The sequence below is a fragment of the Shouchella shacheensis genome (genome assembly GCF_001484965.1).
Taxonomy (GTDB): Bacteria; Bacillota; Bacilli; order Bacillales; family Bacillaceae_D; genus Shouchella; species Shouchella shacheensis.
In genome coordinates this window covers 75,789-96,228 of the sequence record NZ_LLYY01000006.1, presented here as the reverse complement: position 1 = coordinate 96,228, position 20,440 = coordinate 75,789, and the positions used below count along the sequence as shown (strand labels likewise).

The following is a 20,440-nucleotide window of genomic DNA, read 5'->3' as shown; positions in this document are numbered from 1 at the left end:
CAATGGAACAAGTAAAAGCACAGGATCCACAGATTTTTGAAGCAATTGAACTGGAACTAGGTCGCCAACGGGATAAGATTGAGCTCATTGCCTCCGAGAATTTCGTTTCAGAAGCGGTAATGGAAGCACAGGGCTCTGTTTTGACAAATAAATACGCCGAAGGGTACCCGGGTCGCCGCTACTATGGCGGCTGTGAGTATGTCGACATTGCGGAGGATATCGCTCGTGATCGTGCAAAAGAGATTTTTGGCGCCTCCTACGTGAACGTTCAGCCTCATTCCGGGGCACAGGCAAATATGGGCGTATACTACACCGTTCTTGATCCTGGCGACACCGTACTTGGAATGAACCTGTCTCACGGTGGACATTTAACCCACGGCAGTCCGGTTAACTTCAGTGGCGTGCAATACAACTTTGTGGAGTACGGCGTGAGAGAGGAAGACCAGCGCATTGATTACGACAAGGTACTTGAAATTGCTAAGGAAACCAAGCCGAAGCTTATTGTCGCTGGAGCAAGTGCCTACCCGCGCGAAATTGATTTTAAGAGATTCCGAGAAATTGCCGATGAAGTAGGCGCTCTTCTTATGGTGGACATGGCTCACATCGCTGGTCTTGTGGCGGCTGGCTTGCATCAAAACCCTCTACCACACGCCCATTTTGTCACGACAACCACGCACAAAACACTTCGTGGTCCTCGTGGAGGAATGATCCTTTGTAATGAAGAAACAGGGGACAAGTACGAAAAACAGTTGAATAAATCCATTTTCCCTGGTCTTCAAGGCGGTCCGCTTATGCATGTGATCGCTGCGAAAGCCGTTTCCTTCGGGGAAGTGCTTAAGGGTGATTTTAAAACATACGCTCAAGCGGTCATCACCAATGCTAAGCGTCTTGGTGAAAAGTTACAGTCTGAAGGCGTGGATATTGTTTCAGGCGGAACGGACAACCATTTGCTTCTTCTTGACCTCCGTTCGCTTGGTGTCACCGGGAAAGTTGCAGAGAAGGCGCTAGATAAAGTGGGGATTACCACAAATAAGAACACGATTCCTTTTGATCCTGAAAAGCCATTTGTCACAAGCGGTATTCGTATCGGTACGGCAGCGGTAACCTCACGAGGTCTTGACGAAGAGGCGATGGATGAAATTGGCGAACTGATCGCCATCACGCTTAAAAATATCGAAAATGAGGAAGAACTTGCCAGAGTCAGCGAACGTGTAACTGCGCTTACGAGCAAGTTTCCAATGTATCCGAATCTATAAAGCAACTAGAGCAGTCATCTTTCAAAGATGGCTGCTTTTTGTCAGGCCTTCCAAAATCCTCGCTCCTGACCAACCCGCCTGCGCCTTTCAGTTTAAATTTCCTCTTGAATCCTTCGTGAGTATTCGGGTAAAATCTTTAGGAGTGTGTCGAAAACTGACGAGATGTGATCAATGAAGGAGTTGGAGCAAATGAGCAATGTGCATGTACTTAATCATCCCCTCATTCAGCATAAGCTAACGTATATTCGTGACAAACAAACGGGAACAAAAGAATTTCGCGAGCTTGTGGATGAAGTCGCTGCCTTGATGGCCTTTGAAGTGACACGAGATTTACCCCTTGAAGAGACGACCATTGAGACGCCAGTAGGACCCGCAATATCAAAGCGCATTGCCGGAAAGAAGCTCGGGCTGGTGCCGATCTTGCGAGCAGGAATTGGGATGTCGGATGGGATTCTGCGTATGATTCCTGCGGCTCGCGTTGGCCATGTCGGTTTATACCGCGACCCGGAAACGCTAAAGCCTCATGAGTATTACGTGAAGCTTCCGAGTGATATGGAAGAGCGTGATATTCTTGTCATTGACCCCATGCTCGCCACAGGAGGGTCCGTCGTTGAGGCCATCAATAGCTTGAAAAAACGCGGCGCAAAGAGCATGAAGTTGATTTGTCTCGTTGCTGCTCCTGAAGGGGTCGACTACGTCCAGCGGGAACATCCAGATGTGGACATTTATCTGGCGGCTTTGGATGAGAAATTGAACGAGAAAGGCTATATTGTTCCTGGTCTTGGCGATGCCGGAGACCGTCTGTTTGGAACGAAATGATGAATTCGAAGGGCTGCCCAGTGATGGGCGCCCTTTTTCTTGTTTCATCTTCCCGATGTATGGGTAGACAAGGAGTAGAATGAAGACGCAAGGAGGTCGTTACCGTGGCAGATGTCGATGGTATTTATGGAATTAACGTGAAAAAGGCAAGTGGAGAAGAAAAAAGTTTGGGTGATTACAAAGGCAATGTGCTCTTTATCGTCAATGTCGCTTCAGAATGTGGGTTTACCCCACAATATGAACAGCTTGAAGAGCTTCACGAAACGTACAAAGACAGAGGGTTTCATGTGCTAGCCTTTCCATCCAATGATTTTGGGGGACAAGAGCCGGGTTCCATTGAGCAAATTCAAAACTTCTGTGAGACGAACTATGGAGTGGAATTCGAAGTCTTTGACAAAGTTCACGCTAAAGGCAATGAACAACACCCTTTGTACACTTGGCTGACAACGAAAACAGGTCCAGACAACGAGATTGACTGGAATTTCGAGAAGTTTTTGATCTCGCGCAGCGGTGAAATTCTAGGAAGTTTCAAAAGCAAGGTGGAACCAACCGATCCTCAGATTAAGCAGTTGATTGAACAAGGCCTTGAGCAAAAGTAAACCAGAAATGATCAAAAAGGGCGGTGCGCACCGTCCTTTTTTGCTGTGCATAACTTGTGTGTACTCGCAGTTCTTTTGCTACATATCCACAGAAATCTCGAAAATCACCCACAATTGTGCATGGAACTATAAACGAAAGGCTTTCTTTCGCCGGTGGATTATACACATCATACACAGATTTTATCCACATGACTCAAAAAGAAAAACGGAGAATAATCACTTTCCTAAAGAGAATACTACGAACTATGACACTTTCTGCTTAGGAGAGATTTTTATGAAGAATGTCAGAACAATCATCCACGCTCTCTCCCTTGTTCTTCTCCTCACCAGTCAAACAGGGTGGAACGTCCAAGCGGAAACGGCGCAATACCCAAATCGCCCAGCGGTAGAAGCCTCGAGTGAAACCAATAAGAATGAGCGAAAAATCGTCATTGTCTCCGCTGCTGGTGATGTCGGACAAGCGGTGCAAGAGGTAGAGGAATCGTTGCCGTCAGCAGAAATTAGACAGGTGTATGAGACCGTCTATGGAGGTTTTTCCCTTGACTTGCCTGAGCGAGACATTCCGAAACTGGAAGCCCTTAGCTCAATCGGACGAGTCGACGATGTGGCGATTTATCAAGCGCGCTTAGAAGGAAGTATTCCTTTTGTAGGTGGTGGGCGTGAGAGCGCCAAACATGAGGACGCCGGTGGAGAGCCGATTACGGGAAAGGGAGTAAAGGTAGCGGTGATCGACACAGGGGTTGATTATCAGCATCCAGATTTGCAGCGAAACTTCAAAGGTGGGTATGACATCATTGACGAAGATGAGGACCCGATGGAAACCAAACCAAAACAAGGAATTCCTACACTTCATGGCACGCATGTAGCAGGGATCATTGCTGCGAATGGGCGTATTCAAGGGGTAGCTCCTGATGCTGAGATTTACGCATACCGGGCTTTGGGTCCAGGTGGGCAAGGAACGACCGAACAGGTCCTTGAAGCGATTGAGAAAGCAGTCGAAGATGAGGTTGATGTGCTGAACTTATCGCTGGGTAATACGGTCAACGGGCCGGACTGGCCTACGAGCCTGGCACTAGATCGAGCTGTGGATAAAGGGGTGGTGGCTGTGACCTCGAGTGGAAACAGCGGCCCAAACATGTGGACGGTGGGTTCCCCTGGGACATCAAGCAAGGCCATTTCTGTCGGTGCATCTGTTCCTCCGATTCAAGTTCCTTACATCACCTTATTCAAGCAGGAGCGCAAAATAGAGCTAACGCCAATGACTGGGACCAGGCCTTGGGAGCTTAAGAAAGATGTTGAGCTTGTCAATGTCGGGCACGGACTGGAAGAAGATTTTCAAGCGAATGATGTGAAAGGAAAACTTGTTCTGGCGAAGCGAGGCCGTACAACATTTGAAGAGAAACTGAAGGCGGCCAGAAGTGCAGGGGCAAAAGGGGTGCTGATCTACAATAATATAGAGGGGACTTTCGCTGGGGGGACGCTAGAACAGTTGGATATCCCTGGGGCAAGTATAAGCAAAGCAGACGGCGAGTGGCTACTTGAACAATCTGCAAAAGACGCCAAACCGTCGTATATACGCACGATGTATGAACGAAAACAAGACGTGATGGCGCCTTTCAGCTCCAGAGGACCGGTTACAGAAACATGGGAAGTCAAACCGGATCTCGTCGCACCTGGAGTAGCGATTGAAAGCACCATCCCGAATGGGTATTTAGGGTTAAATGGCACTAGCATGTCCTCGCCGCATGTGGCGGGAGCGGCTGCGCTGCTCGTGCAGCTCCATCCAGAGTGGACACCAGAACAAATTAAGGCGGCGCTCATGAATTCGACAAAAGCACTTGTTGATGAGGATGGGAGAAGCTATATGCCTCATGAACAGGGGACGGGACGGTTGGATATATCGAAGGCGTTAGAAGCGGAAACCCTTGTTTACCCAGGCACACTTACTTTTGGAATCTGGTCCAAGGAAGCGATTCGCACGAAGCGGGAACTCCAGGTAACGATTGAGAACACGTCGGATGCCGCTCGCACCTATCACATTACTCCACCGATTGGAGAGCTTGATGGCGTGCAGTGGGAAACGCCGTATGCGACTGAAATTCCAGCAGGGGAGATGCGGACAGTGCAGCTAGCTGCCGACATTATGCCTGCACTCCTTTCCGAAGGGCTGCACGCCGGTCAGATTGAAATCACTGGAGACAAAGATTCGATCCGTGTCCCGTACGTACTGTTCATGGAGGAACCAGACTACCCGCGAGTGATGGCGTTCCAGTTTGCTCACGGAGATGAGAAAGACTCGTACTACTATGAATACTACTTGCCTGGCGGGGCGGAGGAGTCCGGAATTGCCCTATACGACCCGGATACGTATGAGTTTATAACATATCTTGTTTCGAACACGGATTCAGACCGCGGGATGATCAGTGGGGAACTCCATCACCCAAAACTCAAACCAGGGAGCTACAAAGCGCTTGTATTCGCGAAGCAAGACGGAGTAGAGGATACTGTTGAGGCCATGATCGAAATAGGCGAGGACGTGCTGTTGAACGAGCCATGACTCACCGTCAGTGGGGGTCTCTCCCACTGATTTTTTGTCTAGCTCCGGTGGGTAGGAGCGTCGAGATTTTTCGCCCCGATAACGAAATCCGAGACCGAGATTTCTTTTATCGGGTCTCCAAAATTCTCGCTCCTACCAGCCTGCGCGTTTTGGGGGCTGTCCCTGAGTGTGTATTCCAACCAGTTAAGCAGTCGCAAAACAGAGCAAGGAATGTTCCAATCAACAATTCTCGAAGTTCCTTGTCCAAAATGTGAACAATAGAAAAGGGAAAAAGAAGTACGTGCATTTCCTCATAAAACTCGTTGACATGGGGGGTTCGCTATTGTACGATTACAAAGGGTTAACATGATAAGGGTTACAAGATCGATTTCAAACGGGTTTGCACTTTGTAACGAAGGAGGACCCGCACATGTCTAACAACGATCGGAAGTCTATGCGTGCGTTCGTGTTAGTTTCCACCATTACCTCCTACGTACTTGGAGGCATTCTGGGTGGCGTATTCCTTGGATTGTGGCTCGATAACATGTTTGGGGCAGAACCATTATTTCTTATCGTTTTTTTGTTATTCGGTATGGGTACGAGTACATACGGCATTTACAAAGTAGTTCAGCCCTTTCTAGGAGACGATGAGTAAATGTCGAACACTGGTGACGCTCACTTGCTGCACAAGCAACTGAGGCACTACATACTTTTAACGGTTCTAGCTGTTTTACTATTGCTGATTGGCTATGTTGTGACCCCTTATTCAGCATTTTTCCTCGGTCTCATACTGGGACTGTTTACTAGTCTTCTCAATCTATGGACAACCTATCGTAATGCGCATATCATTGGCGGGACTCACTCGTCCTCCAAATGGCTCTCCATGATTCTAGTAAGCTTTGGCTTCATCTTCAGAATTAGTATGGCCCTCGTAGCTATTTGGTTTGCTCTTGAGTATCCAGAACTTTTTCATGTACTAGCCGTGGTCATTGGTCTTGGGTTGATGTATGTCATTATGATGTTGGATATGTTAGTAAAAGCTTTAAGGCGAAAGAGGTGAAATAATGGATCATCAAGATATGCTCTGGACTGACCCCTGGATAGGACTGACATTTAACCTTACTACTGTTATAACATCAACTATTGCTTTTGCAATCGTATTTGTTCTCACAGTGATAGGTGCTAGGAAACTTGCCATGCGGCCATCCGGTTTGCAGAATTTTATTGAATGGGTCATTGACTTTGTTCGCGGAATTATTAAAGCAAACATGGATTGGAAAGTAGGGGGGCGTTTTATCGTCCTTGCCTATGCGTTGCTCTTCTACGTATTTGTCGCCAACATGATGGGGATTCCGTTTGAGTTAGCCACATCTGATTCCAACCACTATGTTCTTTGGAGGTCCCCGACATCCGACCCCGTCCTCGCTTTAACAATGGCTGGGTTTGTCATTCTCTTAACTCACATTTATGGGTTAAAATTGACAGGGACGAAAGCATACCTCAAAGGTTATGTGACACCAAAGTGGTTTTTGCTTCCTTTTAAGATCATTGAAGAGGTGTCCAACTTCCTGACGCTTGGTATGCGTCTGTTTGGGAACATTTACGCAAAGGAAATTCTGATGATTTTGCTTGTTATGCTCGGAACCTCTGCACTGTACTGGGGAGTATTCTCCTTTGTTCCATTAATGGTTTGGCAGGCATTCAGTATCTTTATCGGCTCGATTCAAGCATACATTTTTGCGATGCTTGCAATGGTGTACATGGCGCATAAAGTTGAACAACATTAACCCGTGCTCATTTATTTGAGCCATTTTAAATAAAACATTAACCAATACAAGGAGGAATATTTACGTTATGGATGCTACAGGGTACGCTTATTTGGCAGCAGGCATAGCAGCAGGTCTTGCTGCGATCGGTGGCGCGATCGGCGTTGGTATCATTGTTAAGGCGGTACTTGAAGGGGTGGCGCGTCAACCAGAACAACGCGGTCCGCTTCAAACGCTAATGTTTATCGGGGTGCCACTTGCTGAGGCGATTCCAATCATTGCAATTGTTGTATCATTGCTCTTAATTTTTGTGGTTTAACACTGAATCGATGGTTTGAACAGAGAGGCGACAGCGTTCTAATTAGAACCTCTCGCCTTTCCTTATGTAAGGTATGACTTCTTTTAAAGGGGTGTAGAAGAATGGAGATTGCATGGGGTTCGGCCCTTTTTCAACTACTAGGGTTTACAGTATTGCTCTTGCTTCTCAGCAAATTTGCCCTCAGACCACTACTCGGCGTCATGCAAAAACGCCAGGACATGGTGAACGAGCAAATTGATTCAGCTGAAAAGAATCGCAAAGAAGCAGAGAAGCTGATTGAAGAACAGCGCAACGAAATGAAGAACGCGCGCGTGGAAGCACGCGAGCTGATTGAAAATGCGAAAAAAGCAGGCGAACAACAAGGCCAGGACATTGTCCGGGCGTCAAAAGAAGAGGCACAGCGGATTCACGAACAGGCACTTGCTGAAATTCAAAACGAAAAAGACCAGGCTGTTGCCGCTCTTCGCGAACAGGTTGCGTCTCTTTCTGTCCTCATTGCACAGAAAGTGATTGAAAAAGAGCTTGATGCAAGCGAACAAGATCAGCTTGTACAAGAGTATCTCAAACAAGCGAGCGAAGAGCTATGAGCAACAAAGCGGTAGCCAATCGTTACGCTGTTGCTCTTTTTGAGTTAGCAGAAGAAAGAGGACAGACAGAAGCATTCGCTGAGGAACTTGAACTTGTGGACGCTGTGTTGATGGAAACGCCTGAATTGCTTGCCCTTCTGGAACGTCCAGGTGTGGCGATGACAAACAAACAGGCTCTTCTGAAACATTCGTTTGGCGAAGGCCTTAGCGAAACCGTATTAAATACGATTATGCTTCTTGTAGAGCGTAATCGTTTCGGAGCACTTAAAGAACTATCGAATGAATTTAAACAGTTAACCTTTGATAAACAAGGGATTGCAGAGGCCGTTTTTTATTCAGCGAAGCCGCTCACAGACGAAGAACGAAGGCAGATTGCGCTTACTTTTGCACCGAAAGTCGGCAAACGAGGCCTAAGTGTGGACAATGTCGTTGACACGAACTTGCTTGGCGGGGTGAAAGTACGAATTGGCGATCGCGTCTATGATGGAAGCGTTCAAGGTCAGCTGAAGCGACTAGAAAAACGCCTGCTAAACTAGAAACATTGCTTGGAAATTGAGAGACAGGGGTGAAAAACGAATGGCAAGCATTAAAGCGACAGAAATCAGCTCGCTGATTAAGCAGCAAATCGATCAATTTGAAGCAACTGTTGATGTACAGGACGTCGGAACGATCATCCGCGTTGGGGACGGGATCGCATTCGCCCATGGCCTGGAAAACGTCATGGCTGGTGAGCTTCTTGAATTCTCAACCGGGGTTATGGGGATGGCTCAAAACCTCGAAGAAGACAGCATCGGGATTATTATTTTAGGACCTTATACAGGCATTCGTGAAGGGGACGAAGTGAAGCGTACAGGACGCATCATGGAAGTACCTGTTGGGGAAGAACTCCTTGGACGTGTGGTCAATCCACTTGGTGCGCCGATCGATGGTCTTGGACCTGCAAACACAACAAAAACACGCCCAATTGAAGGAGAAGCGCCTGGGGTTATGGCGCGTAAGTCCGTGCATGAACCACTTCAAACGGGGATCAAGTCAATCGATTCCATGATTCCCATTGGCCGCGGCCAACGTGAGCTCATCATCGGTGACCGTCAAACAGGGAAAACCTCCGTTGCCATTGACACCATTCTAAATCAAAAAGACCAGGACATGATCTGCGTATACGTAGCGATCGGTCAAAAAGAGTCGACCGTTTCAGGGGTCGTAGAAACGCTACGTCAACGTGGTGCGCTTGATTACACGATCGTTGTATCGGCAGGTGCTTCGGATCCAGCCCCTATGCTCTACCTTGCTCCGTACGCAGGTGTGTCCATGGCTGAGGAATTCATGTACGATGGCAAGCATGTGCTTGTGGTCTATGATGACCTGACAAAACAAGCGGCTGCTTACCGTGAAATGTCCCTTCTGCTTCGTCGTCCACCAGGTCGTGAAGCCTTCCCGGGGGATGTTTTCTACCTTCACTCTCGCCTTTTAGAGCGTGCCGCGAAATTATCGGATGAACTCGGAGCCGGTTCGATTACTGCGCTTCCATTTATTGAAACGCAAGCAGGGGACGTATCCGCGTATATTCCGACAAACGTTATTTCGATTACGGACGGACAAGTTTTCTTGCAATCCGACCTGTTTCACTCGGGTGTTCGTCCAGCAGTAAACCCAGGGATATCCGTTTCTCGTGTAGGGGGAAGTGCGCAAATTAAAGCCATGAAAAAAGTGGCCGGTACGCTGCGTTTAGACTTAGCAGCCTATCGCGAGCTTGAGGCGTTCTCTCAATTCGGTTCGGACCTTGATGCCGCGACGCAGGCTCGTCTAGCCCGCGGTGTTCGCACCGTTGAACTTTTAAAGCAGGATTTAAATCAGCCACTACCTGTCGAGAAGCAAGTCGCCATCATTTTTGCTTTAACGAAAGGTTATGTCGATGATGTTCCAGTAGAGGATTGCCTCCGTTTTGAAGCAGAATTGTTCACTCACCTTGAGGCGAATAACAAGGATTTGCTTGAGCATATTCGCACCACTGGCAACTTGCCAGAGGAACAAGACTTTAAACAAGCGATCGAAGACTTTAAAAAGGGCTTCGTCGCATCAAACGAATAAGTGAGGCTCACATTCTTGAACGTTAAGGTGGTGAACACAGATGGCTTCTTTACGTGATATAAAGAATCGAATTAATTCTACGAAGAAAACCAGGCAAATTACAAAAGCGATGCAAATGGTTTCAGCAGCTAAGCTAAATCGTGCCCAAGAAAAAGCTCAATCCTACGAACCTTATGCGAAAAAGATGCGTGAAGTCGTTACAGGAATTGCCCAGGGAGGGAGCGAGGTCTCTCACCCAATGCTTGAAGAGCGTCCAGTGAAAAAAACAGGCTACATTTTGATCTCTTCTGATACCGGTCTTGCCGGCGGATACAACTCCGGGCTCTTGCGTGAGATGATGAACACGATTAAAAGCCGGCACCAGTCTGCAGATGAATATGCCATTATTGTCCTAGGGCGTGTTGGCCGAGATCTTCTTCGAACTCGAGAGCAGCCGATTATTCAAGAGATGATTGAGGTGCCAGATCGGCCTCAGTTCTCTGATATTAAGAATCTGGCTCGTACATCAGTAGATATGTTTGCGGACGGCGTTTATGATGAACTGTATATTTGGTACAACCACTTTATTAGTGCAATGACGCAAAAAGTCACCGAGCAAAAACTTCTGCCACTCACATCAAGTGAGAGCGAGGCGACGAGTGGACCGACAAGCGTTTATGAGTATGAGCCAAATGAACAAGTCATTTTAGAAACATTGCTTCCACAGTATGCAGAAAGCTTAATTTACGGAGCGCTCCTCGATGCAAAGGCAAGTGAGTTTGGCGCGAGAATGACGGCGATGAGCGCGGCAACGGACAACGCGGATTCATTGATGGATGACTTGAATCTTACGTACAACCGCGCACGTCAAGCGGCCGTTACTCAAGAGATTACGGAAATTGTCGGCGGGGCAGCCGCTCTCGAATAGCATTTGTTCTAAAACAAGGTTGCCGGTTTTCGGTTTCGAAACGGGAAGCTCCTTGTTTTAAGGCAATTAGACATCGTGAAACAGGAGGGAAAAGAATGGCCACAGGGCGTATTTTACAAGTTACGGGTCCGGTTGTGGATGTGAAGTTTCCAACCGGTCAGCTTCCTGAGATTAACAACTCACTAACCGTTGATCAAAAGGGCGCTGCCCACAATGCAGCAGATGTGCGCGTTACTCTTGAAGTAGCTCTTCATCTTGGAAATGACACCGTTCGTACGGTTGCAATGGGGTCTACAGATGGATTGATGCGCGGAACGGAAGTAGAAAACACTGGTGCTCCAATCTCCGTTCCGGTTGGAGAGGCGACACTAGGACGTGTCTTTAACGTTTTAGGAGACGAAATCGACCTGCGCGAAGGGGTTGGGGCAGAGGTTCGTCGTGATCCCATTCACCGCGACGCGCCTAGTTTCGAAGAACTAACGACCTCAACGGAAATTCTAGAAACAGGGATTAAGGTTGTTGACTTACTCGCTCCTTATACGAAGGGTGGTAAGGTCGGTTTGTTCGGCGGTGCCGGTGTTGGAAAAACCGTTCTTATTCAGGAATTGATTAATAACGTCGCCCAAGAGCATGGTGGGATTTCCGTTTTTGCTGGTGTTGGAGAACGAACGCGTGAAGGAAACGACCTCTATCATGAAATGACGGAGGCCGGCGTTATCAAGAAAACGGCGATGGTCTTCGGACAAATGAACGAGCCACCTGGTGCGCGTATGCGTGTCGCCTTGACGGGACTGACAATGGCGGAATACTTCCGTGATGAACAGGGCGCAGACGTACTACTCTTTATCGACAATATTTACCGTTTCACGCAAGCAGGTTCAGAAGTGTCTGCCCTACTTGGGCGGATGCCTTCAGCGGTAGGGTATCAGCCGACACTTGCGACGGAAATGGGTCAACTGCAAGAGAGAATTACATCAACGAAAAAAGGTTCTGTTACCTCAATTCAGGCGGTCTATGTGCCAGCGGATGACTACACGGATCCGGCTCCAGCTACGGCATTTGCCCATTTGGATGCGACAACCAACCTTGAGCGTAAGCTAACAGAGCAAGGGATTTACCCAGCGGTGGATCCTCTCGCGTCAACATCACGTGCCCTTTCTCCAGAGGTGGTAGGGCAGGAGCATTATGATGTCGCACGTGAGGTTCAGCAAACGTTGCAGAAGTATAGAGAATTGCAAGACATTATCGCCATCCTGGGGATGGAAGAGCTCTCTGAAGATGACAAATTGGTGGTTGCGCGTGCGCGCCGTATCCAATTCTTCTTGTCTCAGAATTTCCATGTCGCTGAGCAGTTTACAGGGCAGCCTGGTTCTTATGTTCCTGTCAAAGAAACCATCCAGGGCTTCAAGGACCTTCTTGCAGGCAAGTACGATGATCTTCCAGAAGATGCCTTCCGCCTCGTCGGTCGCATCGAGGAAGTTGTCGAGAAAGCCAAGCAGATGGCTTAAGCCATCAAGGGAGGGTGACTCATGCAAACTGTTCAAGTAAGTGTCGTGACGCCTGATGGCGCAGTATACGAAGACAATGTTGAACTTGTCATCGTGAAAACTGTGGAAGGGGAGCTCGGGGTGAAAGCAAAGCATATCCCCCTCGTTGCACCACTTACAACGGGTGCTGCTCGTTTCCAAAAAGAAGGCACGGAAGAGCAAGTAGCCGTCAGTGGCGGTTTCATTGAAGTGAGACCGGATAAAGTAACGATTCTAGCCGAAGTGGCAGAACGACCTGACCAAATCGATGTTGAGCGTGCACGTGTAGCGAAACAACGTGCCGAAAAACGAACACAGTCAGAAAATCAAGAGCTTGTCAATACTGCACGGGCAAAGGCCGCTTTGCTTCGAGCCACCACGCGCTTGAGAGTAGCTGGCAAGGAATAAACGTGGACCATTCGTTCTATGTATAGCGAGAACGAATGGTCTTTTTTTGTTCCTTGAGCTCATGCACATTTTTTATGATTAACACAACCACTGAGCGGGTAAAGAGTGAACAAGGGAAGCATAGTCATCCTGGCCCGTCTTCTGTGACGAAACGTTCATAAAATAGGTCCGAACAACCAGAAAATAGTGGTCAAAAGCTATAGCTTTTTTGCCGAAAATCCGTTAATATGAGAGATGGATTGCAAGGTTTTCATTGACTTTTTCAGAAGGGCAATCCAAACAAACGTTGCACACAAAGAGGGGTTTTACGATTGACAGGTGGATTTGGTCAAGATGCGTTTGTACATATTGTCGTGAATGTAAGCTGCATCGGCATCGCATGGTGGGCGCTTCAAGCGTTTCGCTTTGACTTGTTTGTCAAAAATCCAAAAAGCAGACAGGCTGTTCTTTTGAAAGTGCTGGTTACACTTGCTCTTGGATACATGATCGCTAGCTTTTTTCTCGACTATTTGTATTCAGCGCGAATGCTTCCGTACATTCTTGACTAAAAAACCTGAAAGGAACTTCAACTTCCATGTATGCTTTCTCTCCAAGCGGAAAAAATGGTACTAACAAAACCATTTATGACTAAGGGGAGAGATTGTACATGAAGGTCATGTTGAAGGCTAGTGTCTTTGCTGTTATGGTGATTCTTTTGGGGGCAGTTTATGTTTCTTCGGAGGAAAAAACTCAAGCTGACTTACTCAACGATCAGATGGAATCCATTCATACGCTTCTTGCACAAGAGGAAGTAGCGTTGGATCAGTTTCAGCTAAGAGCTAGAGCAGAAAGTGGAACGGTAAAGACACAAAAGGCATTCCATGATCATGTACATACTCTGGAAGCAACCCATCCTGAGTTTCAAGCTGAGACGGTGGATACTCAGGGAACGGAGTGGACGGCCTTGCTACGTGTGGACGAGGGAGAAGCGTTGAAGGTCATGGCTCAAGAGACAAGTGGCCCTTCCGCCTTGACGTACTCGTATGAACGTAGTGGGGAAGCGGGCGACGATTCCTTCGAAGAACTTCAAGAAACCTTAACACGTCGTTTAAATCAGTTTGAAATGGAAGATGTACAATTGTTCTACCAGATTTCTGCAAAGAAGACCGATTCTTTGGACGCACCGTTGTATGACGAAGCAAAGCGTTACCTCGATGAGCTTGGCGCCGCAGAGCAAGAAGCGCTGAAGGAAGAAACCTTTGTGTCCTTATCCGCATATAATGGAGAATGGAACGAGAACCTTGTCACAGGTGAAGGAAAAAAGATGAACGTTCAGGTTGCTGTCAGGCAAGATCCAGAAATGGGCTCAAAGGCGACAGTGACAATAGGAACGCCTATTATTACGACTGAATATTGATGATATAGAAGAGACTATAACTTGACGCGGAGGGGAATACGTTGGAAAAAATTATTGTCCGTGGTGGCAATCAGCTACGCGGCTCCGTGAAGGTAGAGGGCGCCAAAAACGCTGTGTTACCCGTAATTGCTGCTTCAATTTTAGCTGACCAAGGTGCAAGTACAATTGAGGATGTACCGGCTTTAACAGATGTGTATACAATGAAAGAGGTCTTACGCAATTTAAATGTCGATGTGACCTACGACGACAACGGTCGTTTTGTGGTAAAAGCGGATCGCCCGCTCAAAACAGAAGCTCCGTTTGAGTATGTTCGCAAAATGCGCGCCTCTTTCTTAGTAATGGGACCTTTGCTCGCTCGTGTAGGAAAAGCGCGCATTGCTCTTCCAGGTGGCTGCGCCATTGGCTCGCGACCAATCGAACAGCATTTAAAGGGTTTTGAAGCCATGGGAGCATCTGTGGAAATAGGCAATGGCTTTATTGAAGCAAGGATTGATGGCAAACTTCAGGGAACAAAGATCTATCTGGACTTTCCTAGTGTAGGGGCGACGGAAAACATTATGATGGCCGCTGTTATGGCTGAAGGTACGACCATCCTAGAGAATGTCGCAGAAGAACCAGAAATTGTTGACTTGGCTAACTACCTCAATGCCATGGGTGCAAAAGTGCGTGGCGCAGGTACTGGCGTGATTCGCATCGATGGGGTTGAAGAGTTGCACGGGGCCACTCATGCGGTCATCCCGGACCGTATTGAAGCGGGCACGTTCATGGTAGCTGCCGCCATCACACAGGGAGATGTGCTCGTGGAAGGCGCGATTGCGGAGCATATGCGTCCTTTGGTGGCCAAAATGAGGGAAATGGGCGTTACGATCGAGGATAAAGAAACGGGATTGCGCGTCATTGGCCCAGAGACATTAAATGCGGTTGATATTAAAACGATGCCACACCCAGGATTCCCAACAGACATGCAGGCACAGATGATGGCCTTGTTGCTAAAAGCAGAAGGCACAAGTGTCGTAACGGAAACGGTATTTGAGAACCGTTTTATGCACGTAGAGGAATTCCGTCGCATGAACGGCAACATTAAAATTGAAGGACGCTCTGCCATTGTTTCTGGACCGAACAGCTTACAAGGTGCAGAAGTTGGTGCTACGGACCTTCGCGCAGGGGCAGCTCTTGTCATTGCTGGGCTTGTGGCGGAAGGTTATACACGGGTGACGGAACTGAAACATCTTGATCGTGGGTATATTCAGCTGACAGAAAAGCTTCAAGCGCTCGGAGCGGACATTGAGCGAGTAGAGGAACAAGTAGAAGAAGAACCATTGAAAGCAGCAGAGCTACTCTAAGTCGTATTTCCGAGGAAATAGTCGAAATGACGCGGGACTGTTCGATATGCGTGAAGCATTCGTGCAGTCTTTTTTTTGTCTAGCTCCGGCGCCCACTCGCTCGAGGTTTCTTCACGCCGCCAGATCAAGCCGAAACCAGGCTTGATACTGCCGTCCTTCCAGAACTTGTCGCTCGTGAGCAGGGCGCCTCCGCTTTTCGGGTTGTCTAGCTGCGGCGGGTAGAAGCTCGGGATTTTTTCAGACCTGCACCGAAATCCAAACCCGGGTTTTCTAGTGCAGGCCTTCCAAAATCCGTGCTTCTAAGCGACCCGTCCTATGTTGTCACATCGAAAAGTAGAACCACTTTTTTGCACGCTCTTAACGTCTATTCTTTTGCTGATCCTCATAAAGTAGAGGAGGAAGAGAGAATGGAGGTCTGCCATGAAGCGTATTTTTGTCTCAGTCGCGGTTCTTTTTTCAGTTGTTCTCGTCATTCCCACCTTGATGGTTGCCTTCGCATCCGGTCAAGGCGAAGGGTCAGGTGGGGTCGGACTAGCTTTGAACCAGCACGCAGCAGGAAGTGAAGCGAATTCTGAGGTGGAGGAAGTTGGGACCGAGGAAAATGATTCCTACAATGAAGAGGATGACATGGAAATAGCCGTGTACCGAAGCAAGACGGAAACAATCGAAGAGGTTCCCTTGGAGAAATATATAATGGGTGTGGTGGCATCAGAGATGTCCCCAGAGTTTGAAGTGGAGGCTCTTAAAGCACAGGCGTTGGCGGCTCGAACGTACATTGTGACACATATGGCGCATAGTGGCGATGGCGATATTCAGGTTCCTGACGGAGCGATGGTCACTGATACAGAGATGCACCAGGTATACCAAAACGATGAAGAGTTGAAAGAAAGCTGGGGAGAGGAATATGAGGAAAAGAAGGCTCGTGTCTCTGAAGCTGTTCTGGCAACGCAGGGAGAGGTGTTAACGTATGATGGGAAGCCTATCACTGCCTCTTTTTTCTCTACAAGCAACGGCCACACAGAGAACTCTGAAGACTACTGGGCCGATGACATCCCATATTTGCGAAGTGTTGAAAGTCCATGGGATGAAGTGTCTCCGAGGTTTGCAAATGAAGTGAGAATGAGTGTGAGCGAATTCCAAGCAAATCTCGGGATTAAGATGCCCGAAGATGGGTCTGTCGGGACCATTGTCTCGCGCACGGACGGGGGCCGCGTCGAGACCGTCCAGATTGCAGACAAAGAATTTACGGGGCGCGAGGTACGAGACGCACTTGAGCTGGACTCTTCCGATTTTCAGTGGCACAAAAGCGGGGAAGAGGTCGTAATTCAAACCAAAGGCTGGGGTCACGGTGTCGGCATGAGCCAATACGGAGCGGACGGAATGGCCAAGGAAGGAAAAAGCTACGAAGAGATCGTGGCGCATTATTACAACGATGTTGTGATTAGTGAGGCGGAGCCGATCTTGGCGCAAGTAGCAAAAAGTGAGTAAACCTTTTATAAAAAGTCTACAAAAAGGCGAGCACCTACTATTTGTAAGTGCCTCGCCTTTTTTTGTTGCAACAGGATCTCCTTTGACGAATGATAGAAAGCAGCAAAGGGGTATTTTCGGATGTAAAACTAGCAGGATCGCTTGGTAGCCGGCTTGTATAGTAGAAATAAAGCAGGTAAAAAAAAGAAGGGGCGTGTATTCGCAAGAGGTTGCGGGTGAATCCTCGAAATCGGCATGTGTTTCTTTAAAATCAGCAGGTAAAACGTTTAAATCGGCAGGTAAACCGAAAAAAAGAGGGATTGATAGGACCTGTTCGCTCAAAAACGCTTTTCATAGACTCTTCTCCCTCCCCGCCGCGAAGCGGATAAAAAATTTTTTCACACCTGATGTATAGATTTCTAGTAATTGGCTCAGAATGGTTGGCAGAGGTGATGAGAAATGAGAGAAGAAGAAAAAAATCAATCTTCTAAGAAAGTGAATGTGCAGAGCATTTTGCGTAAGCGTTGGTTGTTGCCTGCTGTCTATCTGGTTGCTGCTGCTGGAATCTTAAGTTCTGTCTTTTTCATGCAAAGTGGTGAGGACAGTGCTGATCCTGAGGAAGCCAATGATGTAGCCGAGAATGACGCCGAGTATGCCGAAGACCCTTCTGTTCCTGTAACTGCAGGGGATGAAACCTTGCACATGCCAGTTGCTGAAGAAGGAGAAACAGAAACAGTTGGTTTCTTCTATGACAGCAATGCGACGGCTGAAGAGCAAGAGTCTGCCCTAGTGTTTTATGGCAATGTGTATCGTCAAAATAAAGGAATTGATCTAGCAAGTAAGGATCAAGAAGCGTTTCCAGTGACGGCTTCCATGAGTGGAACCGTTGCAAAAGCAATGAAAGATTCTGTGCTTGGCCATGTTGTCGAGATTGATCACGGCAACGATGTCCTTACCCACTACTCTAGTTTAGAAGAGTTAAATGTCGAGCAAGGGGACACGATTGAGCAAGGCGATGTTCTTGGGGAAGCTGGACGCAACGCGTATAATGAAGACGCTGGTGTCCATGTTCACTTTGAAATTCGTCATGACGGAGTAGCGGTAAATCCAAATGATGTGGTTGGGCAAAGCTTGGAAGAGGTTCTCCAGTTGATTGAAGACGAGGCAGCTGCGACAGAAGAGTCAGAGCAAGCGACTGACGAAGGAACGGAAGAAGAAGGTACAACAGAAGAAGAAGGTACAACAGAAGAGGATAGCGCTGGAGAAGGACAAGGGGAAAATGGAGCTAGTGAAGACGAGTCTCCTGAGGAAGACGCGGAAGAAGAGGATGCAGCCGATGAAGATAACCAATCGGATGCAGACACTGACAGCGGATCCCTTGTTGATCCAGCGAATGCAAATTCATAAGATTAAGCACCTGCGCTCTGCAGGTGCTTTATTTTTCTCTTGAAATGTCGTCTATTCCGCGCTAAAAAGAAGCAGTCATGTCCCATCAGTACGAATCATAGTCTGAATAAAGCAGCTCGGGGACAAACTGGTTTCTCGGGCTGTTTTTCTTGTCTAGCTCCGGTGCCCACGCACTCGAGGTTTCTTCACGCCGCCAGATCAAGCCAAACCCAGGCTTGATACTGTCGTTGCTCGTGGTCAGGGCGCCTGCGCATTTCGGATGGTCTAGCTGCAGCGGGGAGAAGCGTCGAGATGTTTCGCCCCGATAACGAAATCCAAGCTCAGGATTTCAAGTCCAGGCCTTCCAAAATCCTCGCATCTAAGTAACCCGCCTGCGCTTTTGTGCAAAAAAAAGCGCTAAATATGAGGAATTATAAAGCATGCGTGAAGATTATGGTATATCTAAAGCGCCTCCCTAATACACTTTATCAATCACCTATACAGAACTAGGGAGGCGAGTCGTGTGCACGATTACATCAAAGAGCGAACCATCAAGATTGGCAGGTACATTGTCGAGACGAAGAAAACCGTGCGAACCATCGCAAAAGAGTTTGGAGTCTCGAAAAGTACCGTACACAAGGATCTCACGGAGCGTTTGCCTGAAATTAACCCTGAACTTGCGAACGTCGTCAAAGAGATTCTTGAGTACCACAAATCTATTCGCCACTTGCGGGGTGGTGAAGCGACGAAGGTTAAATACAGGAAAACGATTGAAATGCTGGATGAACCTATCGTAAAAACAAGGCAATAAAAATTTCGACAAAATCTTCCCTGTAGTGAATTATATGGTACTATTTATACTAGGCATAAGTGCGTATTCACATAGACTCATTATAGCGTTGCTTCCTCTTCTACATAGAAGCAATGGTTATCAGTGTACACTAAGAGAAGTAGCCCTTTTTTAGCGCGCAAACTAGTAGAAATGTTCATTTCAAACAGGGAGTTGTTAGACATGTTTGGTCGGGATATTGGAATTGATTTAGGCACGGCGAATGTTCTCATTTACGTAAAAGGGAGCGGAATCGTGCTGAATGAACCTTCTGTTGTGGCACTGGATACGACCTCAAACCGAGTACTGGCCGTTGGGGAAGAAGCGTTTCGTATGGTTGGACGTACACCTGGAAATATTGTAGCGACTCGTCCAATGAAGGACGGAGTGATTGCCGACTTTGAAATGACGGAAGCCATGCTCTCGCATTTCCTCGGGAAAATTAATGTAAAAGGAATGTTTGCAAAGCCTCGGATTTTAATTTGCTGTCCGACAAACATTACCTCTGTTGAGCAAAAGGCGATTCGAGAAGCAGCGGAAAAAAGCGGTGGCAAGAATGTGTACTTGGAAGAAGAGCCAAAGGTTGCAGCTATTGGAGCTGACATGGATATTTTTCAACCAAGTGGCCATATGGTCGTCGACATCGGTGGAGGTACAACCGACGTTGCCGTCCTTTCCATGGGCGATGTTGTCACCGCCTCCTCCATTAAGGTTGCCGGAGATCGGTTTGATACCGATATTCTCACCTATGTGAAGAAAGAGTACAAGCTTCTCATCGGTGAACGCACAGCAGAGGAAATTAAAAAACAAATCGCTACAGTCTTTCCAGGTGCACGTCAGGAAGAAATGGATATCCGTGGGCGTGATATGGTCAGCGGCTTGCCACGTACCATGACGATCACAACAGAGAAAATGGAAAAAGCCCTCACGGAGGCGATCTCCTACATTGTGCATGCGGCCAAGCAAGTGCTTGAGCGGACGCCACCAGAGCTATCTGCGGACATTATTGAACGTGGAGTGATTCTCACAGGTGGTGGAGCTCTCTTACACGGAATCGACCAATTGCTCGTTGATGAGTTGAAGGTACCGGTGGTTGTTGCGGAAGAGCCGATGCACTGTGTCGCTAAGGGCACAGGCATCATCTTGGAAAATTTAGATAAAATGTCGAGCAAGAAAATACGTATTTAAATGAAGGAGGACTAGTG

The 20,440-nt window shown here is 47.7% G+C and carries 21 protein-coding genes; all 21 read left to right on the top strand.

The genetic code is table 11. The features are described 5' to 3' along the window. Positions 1 to 2 precede the first annotated feature (2 nt). The gene (gene glyA / locus AVZ68_RS08645) at positions 3 to 1,256 is read left to right on the top strand and encodes a serine hydroxymethyltransferase (protein WP_059104140.1); all 1,254 of its coding nucleotides are present in this window, start codon (positions 3 to 5) and stop codon (positions 1,254 to 1,256) included. A gap of 189 nt (positions 1,257 to 1,445) precedes the next feature. Beyond that, on the top strand, positions 1,446 to 2,075 hold the full coding sequence (upp, locus tag AVZ68_RS08640; RefSeq protein WP_059104139.1) for a uracil phosphoribosyltransferase: 630 nt from the start codon (positions 1,446 to 1,448) through the stop codon (positions 2,073 to 2,075). A gap of 104 nt (positions 2,076 to 2,179) precedes the next feature. Continuing rightward, positions 2,180 to 2,674, top strand: coding sequence for a glutathione peroxidase (locus tag AVZ68_RS08635; protein WP_281176604.1), 495 nt, complete (start codon positions 2,180 to 2,182; stop codon positions 2,672 to 2,674). A gap of 274 nt (positions 2,675 to 2,948) precedes the next feature. Then, positions 2,949 to 5,231: a S8 family serine peptidase gene (locus AVZ68_RS08630; RefSeq protein ID WP_059104138.1), complete on the top strand. Its 2,283-nt coding sequence runs from the start codon at positions 2,949 to 2,951 to the stop codon at positions 5,229 to 5,231. Positions 5,232 to 5,640: 409 nt separating this feature from the next. Then, on the top strand, positions 5,641 to 5,865 hold the full coding sequence (locus AVZ68_RS08625; RefSeq protein WP_059104137.1) for an AtpZ/AtpI family protein: 225 nt from the start codon (positions 5,641 to 5,643) through the stop codon (positions 5,863 to 5,865). Next, entirely contained in the window at positions 5,866 to 6,270 is a 405-nt protein-coding gene (locus tag AVZ68_RS08620) for an ATP synthase subunit I (RefSeq protein ID WP_059104136.1), read from the top strand. A 4-nt stretch (positions 6,271 to 6,274) separates the two neighbouring features. Then, positions 6,275 to 6,997, top strand: coding sequence for a F0F1 ATP synthase subunit A (gene atpB, locus AVZ68_RS08615; RefSeq protein ID WP_059104135.1), 723 nt, complete (start codon positions 6,275 to 6,277; stop codon positions 6,995 to 6,997). Between the two features lie 67 nt (positions 6,998 to 7,064). Beyond that, positions 7,065 to 7,295: a F0F1 ATP synthase subunit C gene (gene atpE / locus AVZ68_RS08610; protein WP_059104134.1), complete on the top strand. Its 231-nt coding sequence runs from the start codon at positions 7,065 to 7,067 to the stop codon at positions 7,293 to 7,295. A gap of 101 nt (positions 7,296 to 7,396) precedes the next feature. Then, positions 7,397 to 7,882 (top strand): F0F1 ATP synthase subunit B, encoded by a 486-nt coding sequence (atpF, locus tag AVZ68_RS08605; RefSeq protein ID WP_059104133.1) that lies wholly within the window; start codon positions 7,397 to 7,399, stop codon positions 7,880 to 7,882. Further along, on the top strand, positions 7,879 to 8,418 hold the full coding sequence (locus AVZ68_RS08600) for a F0F1 ATP synthase subunit delta (RefSeq protein WP_059104132.1): 540 nt from the start codon (positions 7,879 to 7,881) through the stop codon (positions 8,416 to 8,418). Before atpF ends, AVZ68_RS08600 begins: the two co-directional genes overlap by 4 nt. A gap of 40 nt (positions 8,419 to 8,458) precedes the next feature. Beyond that, the gene (gene atpA / locus AVZ68_RS08595) at positions 8,459 to 9,973 is read left to right on the top strand and encodes a F0F1 ATP synthase subunit alpha (RefSeq protein WP_059104131.1); all 1,515 of its coding nucleotides are present in this window, start codon (positions 8,459 to 8,461) and stop codon (positions 9,971 to 9,973) included. Between the two features lie 40 nt (positions 9,974 to 10,013). Beyond that, positions 10,014 to 10,880 carry an ATP synthase F1 subunit gamma gene (atpG, locus tag AVZ68_RS08590; RefSeq protein WP_059104130.1) on the top strand — a complete coding sequence of 289 codons (867 nt, stop codon included), beginning with the start codon at positions 10,014 to 10,016 and terminating at the stop codon, positions 10,878 to 10,880. 95 nt (positions 10,881 to 10,975) lie between these two features. Then, positions 10,976 to 12,388 (top strand): F0F1 ATP synthase subunit beta, encoded by a 1,413-nt coding sequence (gene atpD, locus AVZ68_RS08585; RefSeq protein WP_059104129.1) that lies wholly within the window; start codon positions 10,976 to 10,978, stop codon positions 12,386 to 12,388. 21 nt (positions 12,389 to 12,409) lie between these two features. Further along, on the top strand, positions 12,410 to 12,814 hold the full coding sequence (locus AVZ68_RS08580) for a F0F1 ATP synthase subunit epsilon (protein WP_059104128.1): 405 nt from the start codon (positions 12,410 to 12,412) through the stop codon (positions 12,812 to 12,814). A gap of 311 nt (positions 12,815 to 13,125) precedes the next feature. After that, the gene (locus AVZ68_RS08575) at positions 13,126 to 13,362 is read left to right on the top strand and encodes a DUF1146 family protein (protein WP_059104127.1); all 237 of its coding nucleotides are present in this window, start codon (positions 13,126 to 13,128) and stop codon (positions 13,360 to 13,362) included. Positions 13,363 to 13,460: 98 nt separating this feature from the next. After that, positions 13,461 to 14,210, top strand: coding sequence for a YwmB family TATA-box binding protein (locus tag AVZ68_RS08570; RefSeq protein ID WP_059104126.1), 750 nt, complete (start codon positions 13,461 to 13,463; stop codon positions 14,208 to 14,210). A 41-nt stretch (positions 14,211 to 14,251) separates the two neighbouring features. Beyond that, positions 14,252 to 15,553: a UDP-N-acetylglucosamine 1-carboxyvinyltransferase gene (murA, locus tag AVZ68_RS08565; protein WP_059104125.1), complete on the top strand. Its 1,302-nt coding sequence runs from the start codon at positions 14,252 to 14,254 to the stop codon at positions 15,551 to 15,553. 420 nt (positions 15,554 to 15,973) lie between these two features. After that, entirely contained in the window at positions 15,974 to 17,041 is a 1,068-nt protein-coding gene (gene spoIID, locus AVZ68_RS08560; protein ID WP_059104124.1) for a stage II sporulation protein D, read from the top strand. Positions 17,042 to 17,479: 438 nt separating this feature from the next. Beyond that, positions 17,480 to 18,427, top strand: coding sequence for a stage II sporulation protein SpoIIQ (gene spoIIQ / locus AVZ68_RS08555; protein WP_082676422.1), 948 nt, complete (start codon positions 17,480 to 17,482; stop codon positions 18,425 to 18,427). A gap of 502 nt (positions 18,428 to 18,929) precedes the next feature. Further along, on the top strand, positions 18,930 to 19,217 hold the full coding sequence (gene spoIIID / locus AVZ68_RS08550) for a sporulation transcriptional regulator SpoIIID (RefSeq protein ID WP_059104123.1): 288 nt from the start codon (positions 18,930 to 18,932) through the stop codon (positions 19,215 to 19,217). 201 nt (positions 19,218 to 19,418) lie between these two features. Then, complete coding sequence (locus AVZ68_RS08545) at positions 19,419 to 20,423, top strand: rod shape-determining protein (protein WP_059104122.1); 1,005 nt, start codon at positions 19,419 to 19,421, stop codon at positions 20,421 to 20,423. The last annotated feature ends 17 nt before the right edge of the window (positions 20,424 to 20,440 follow it).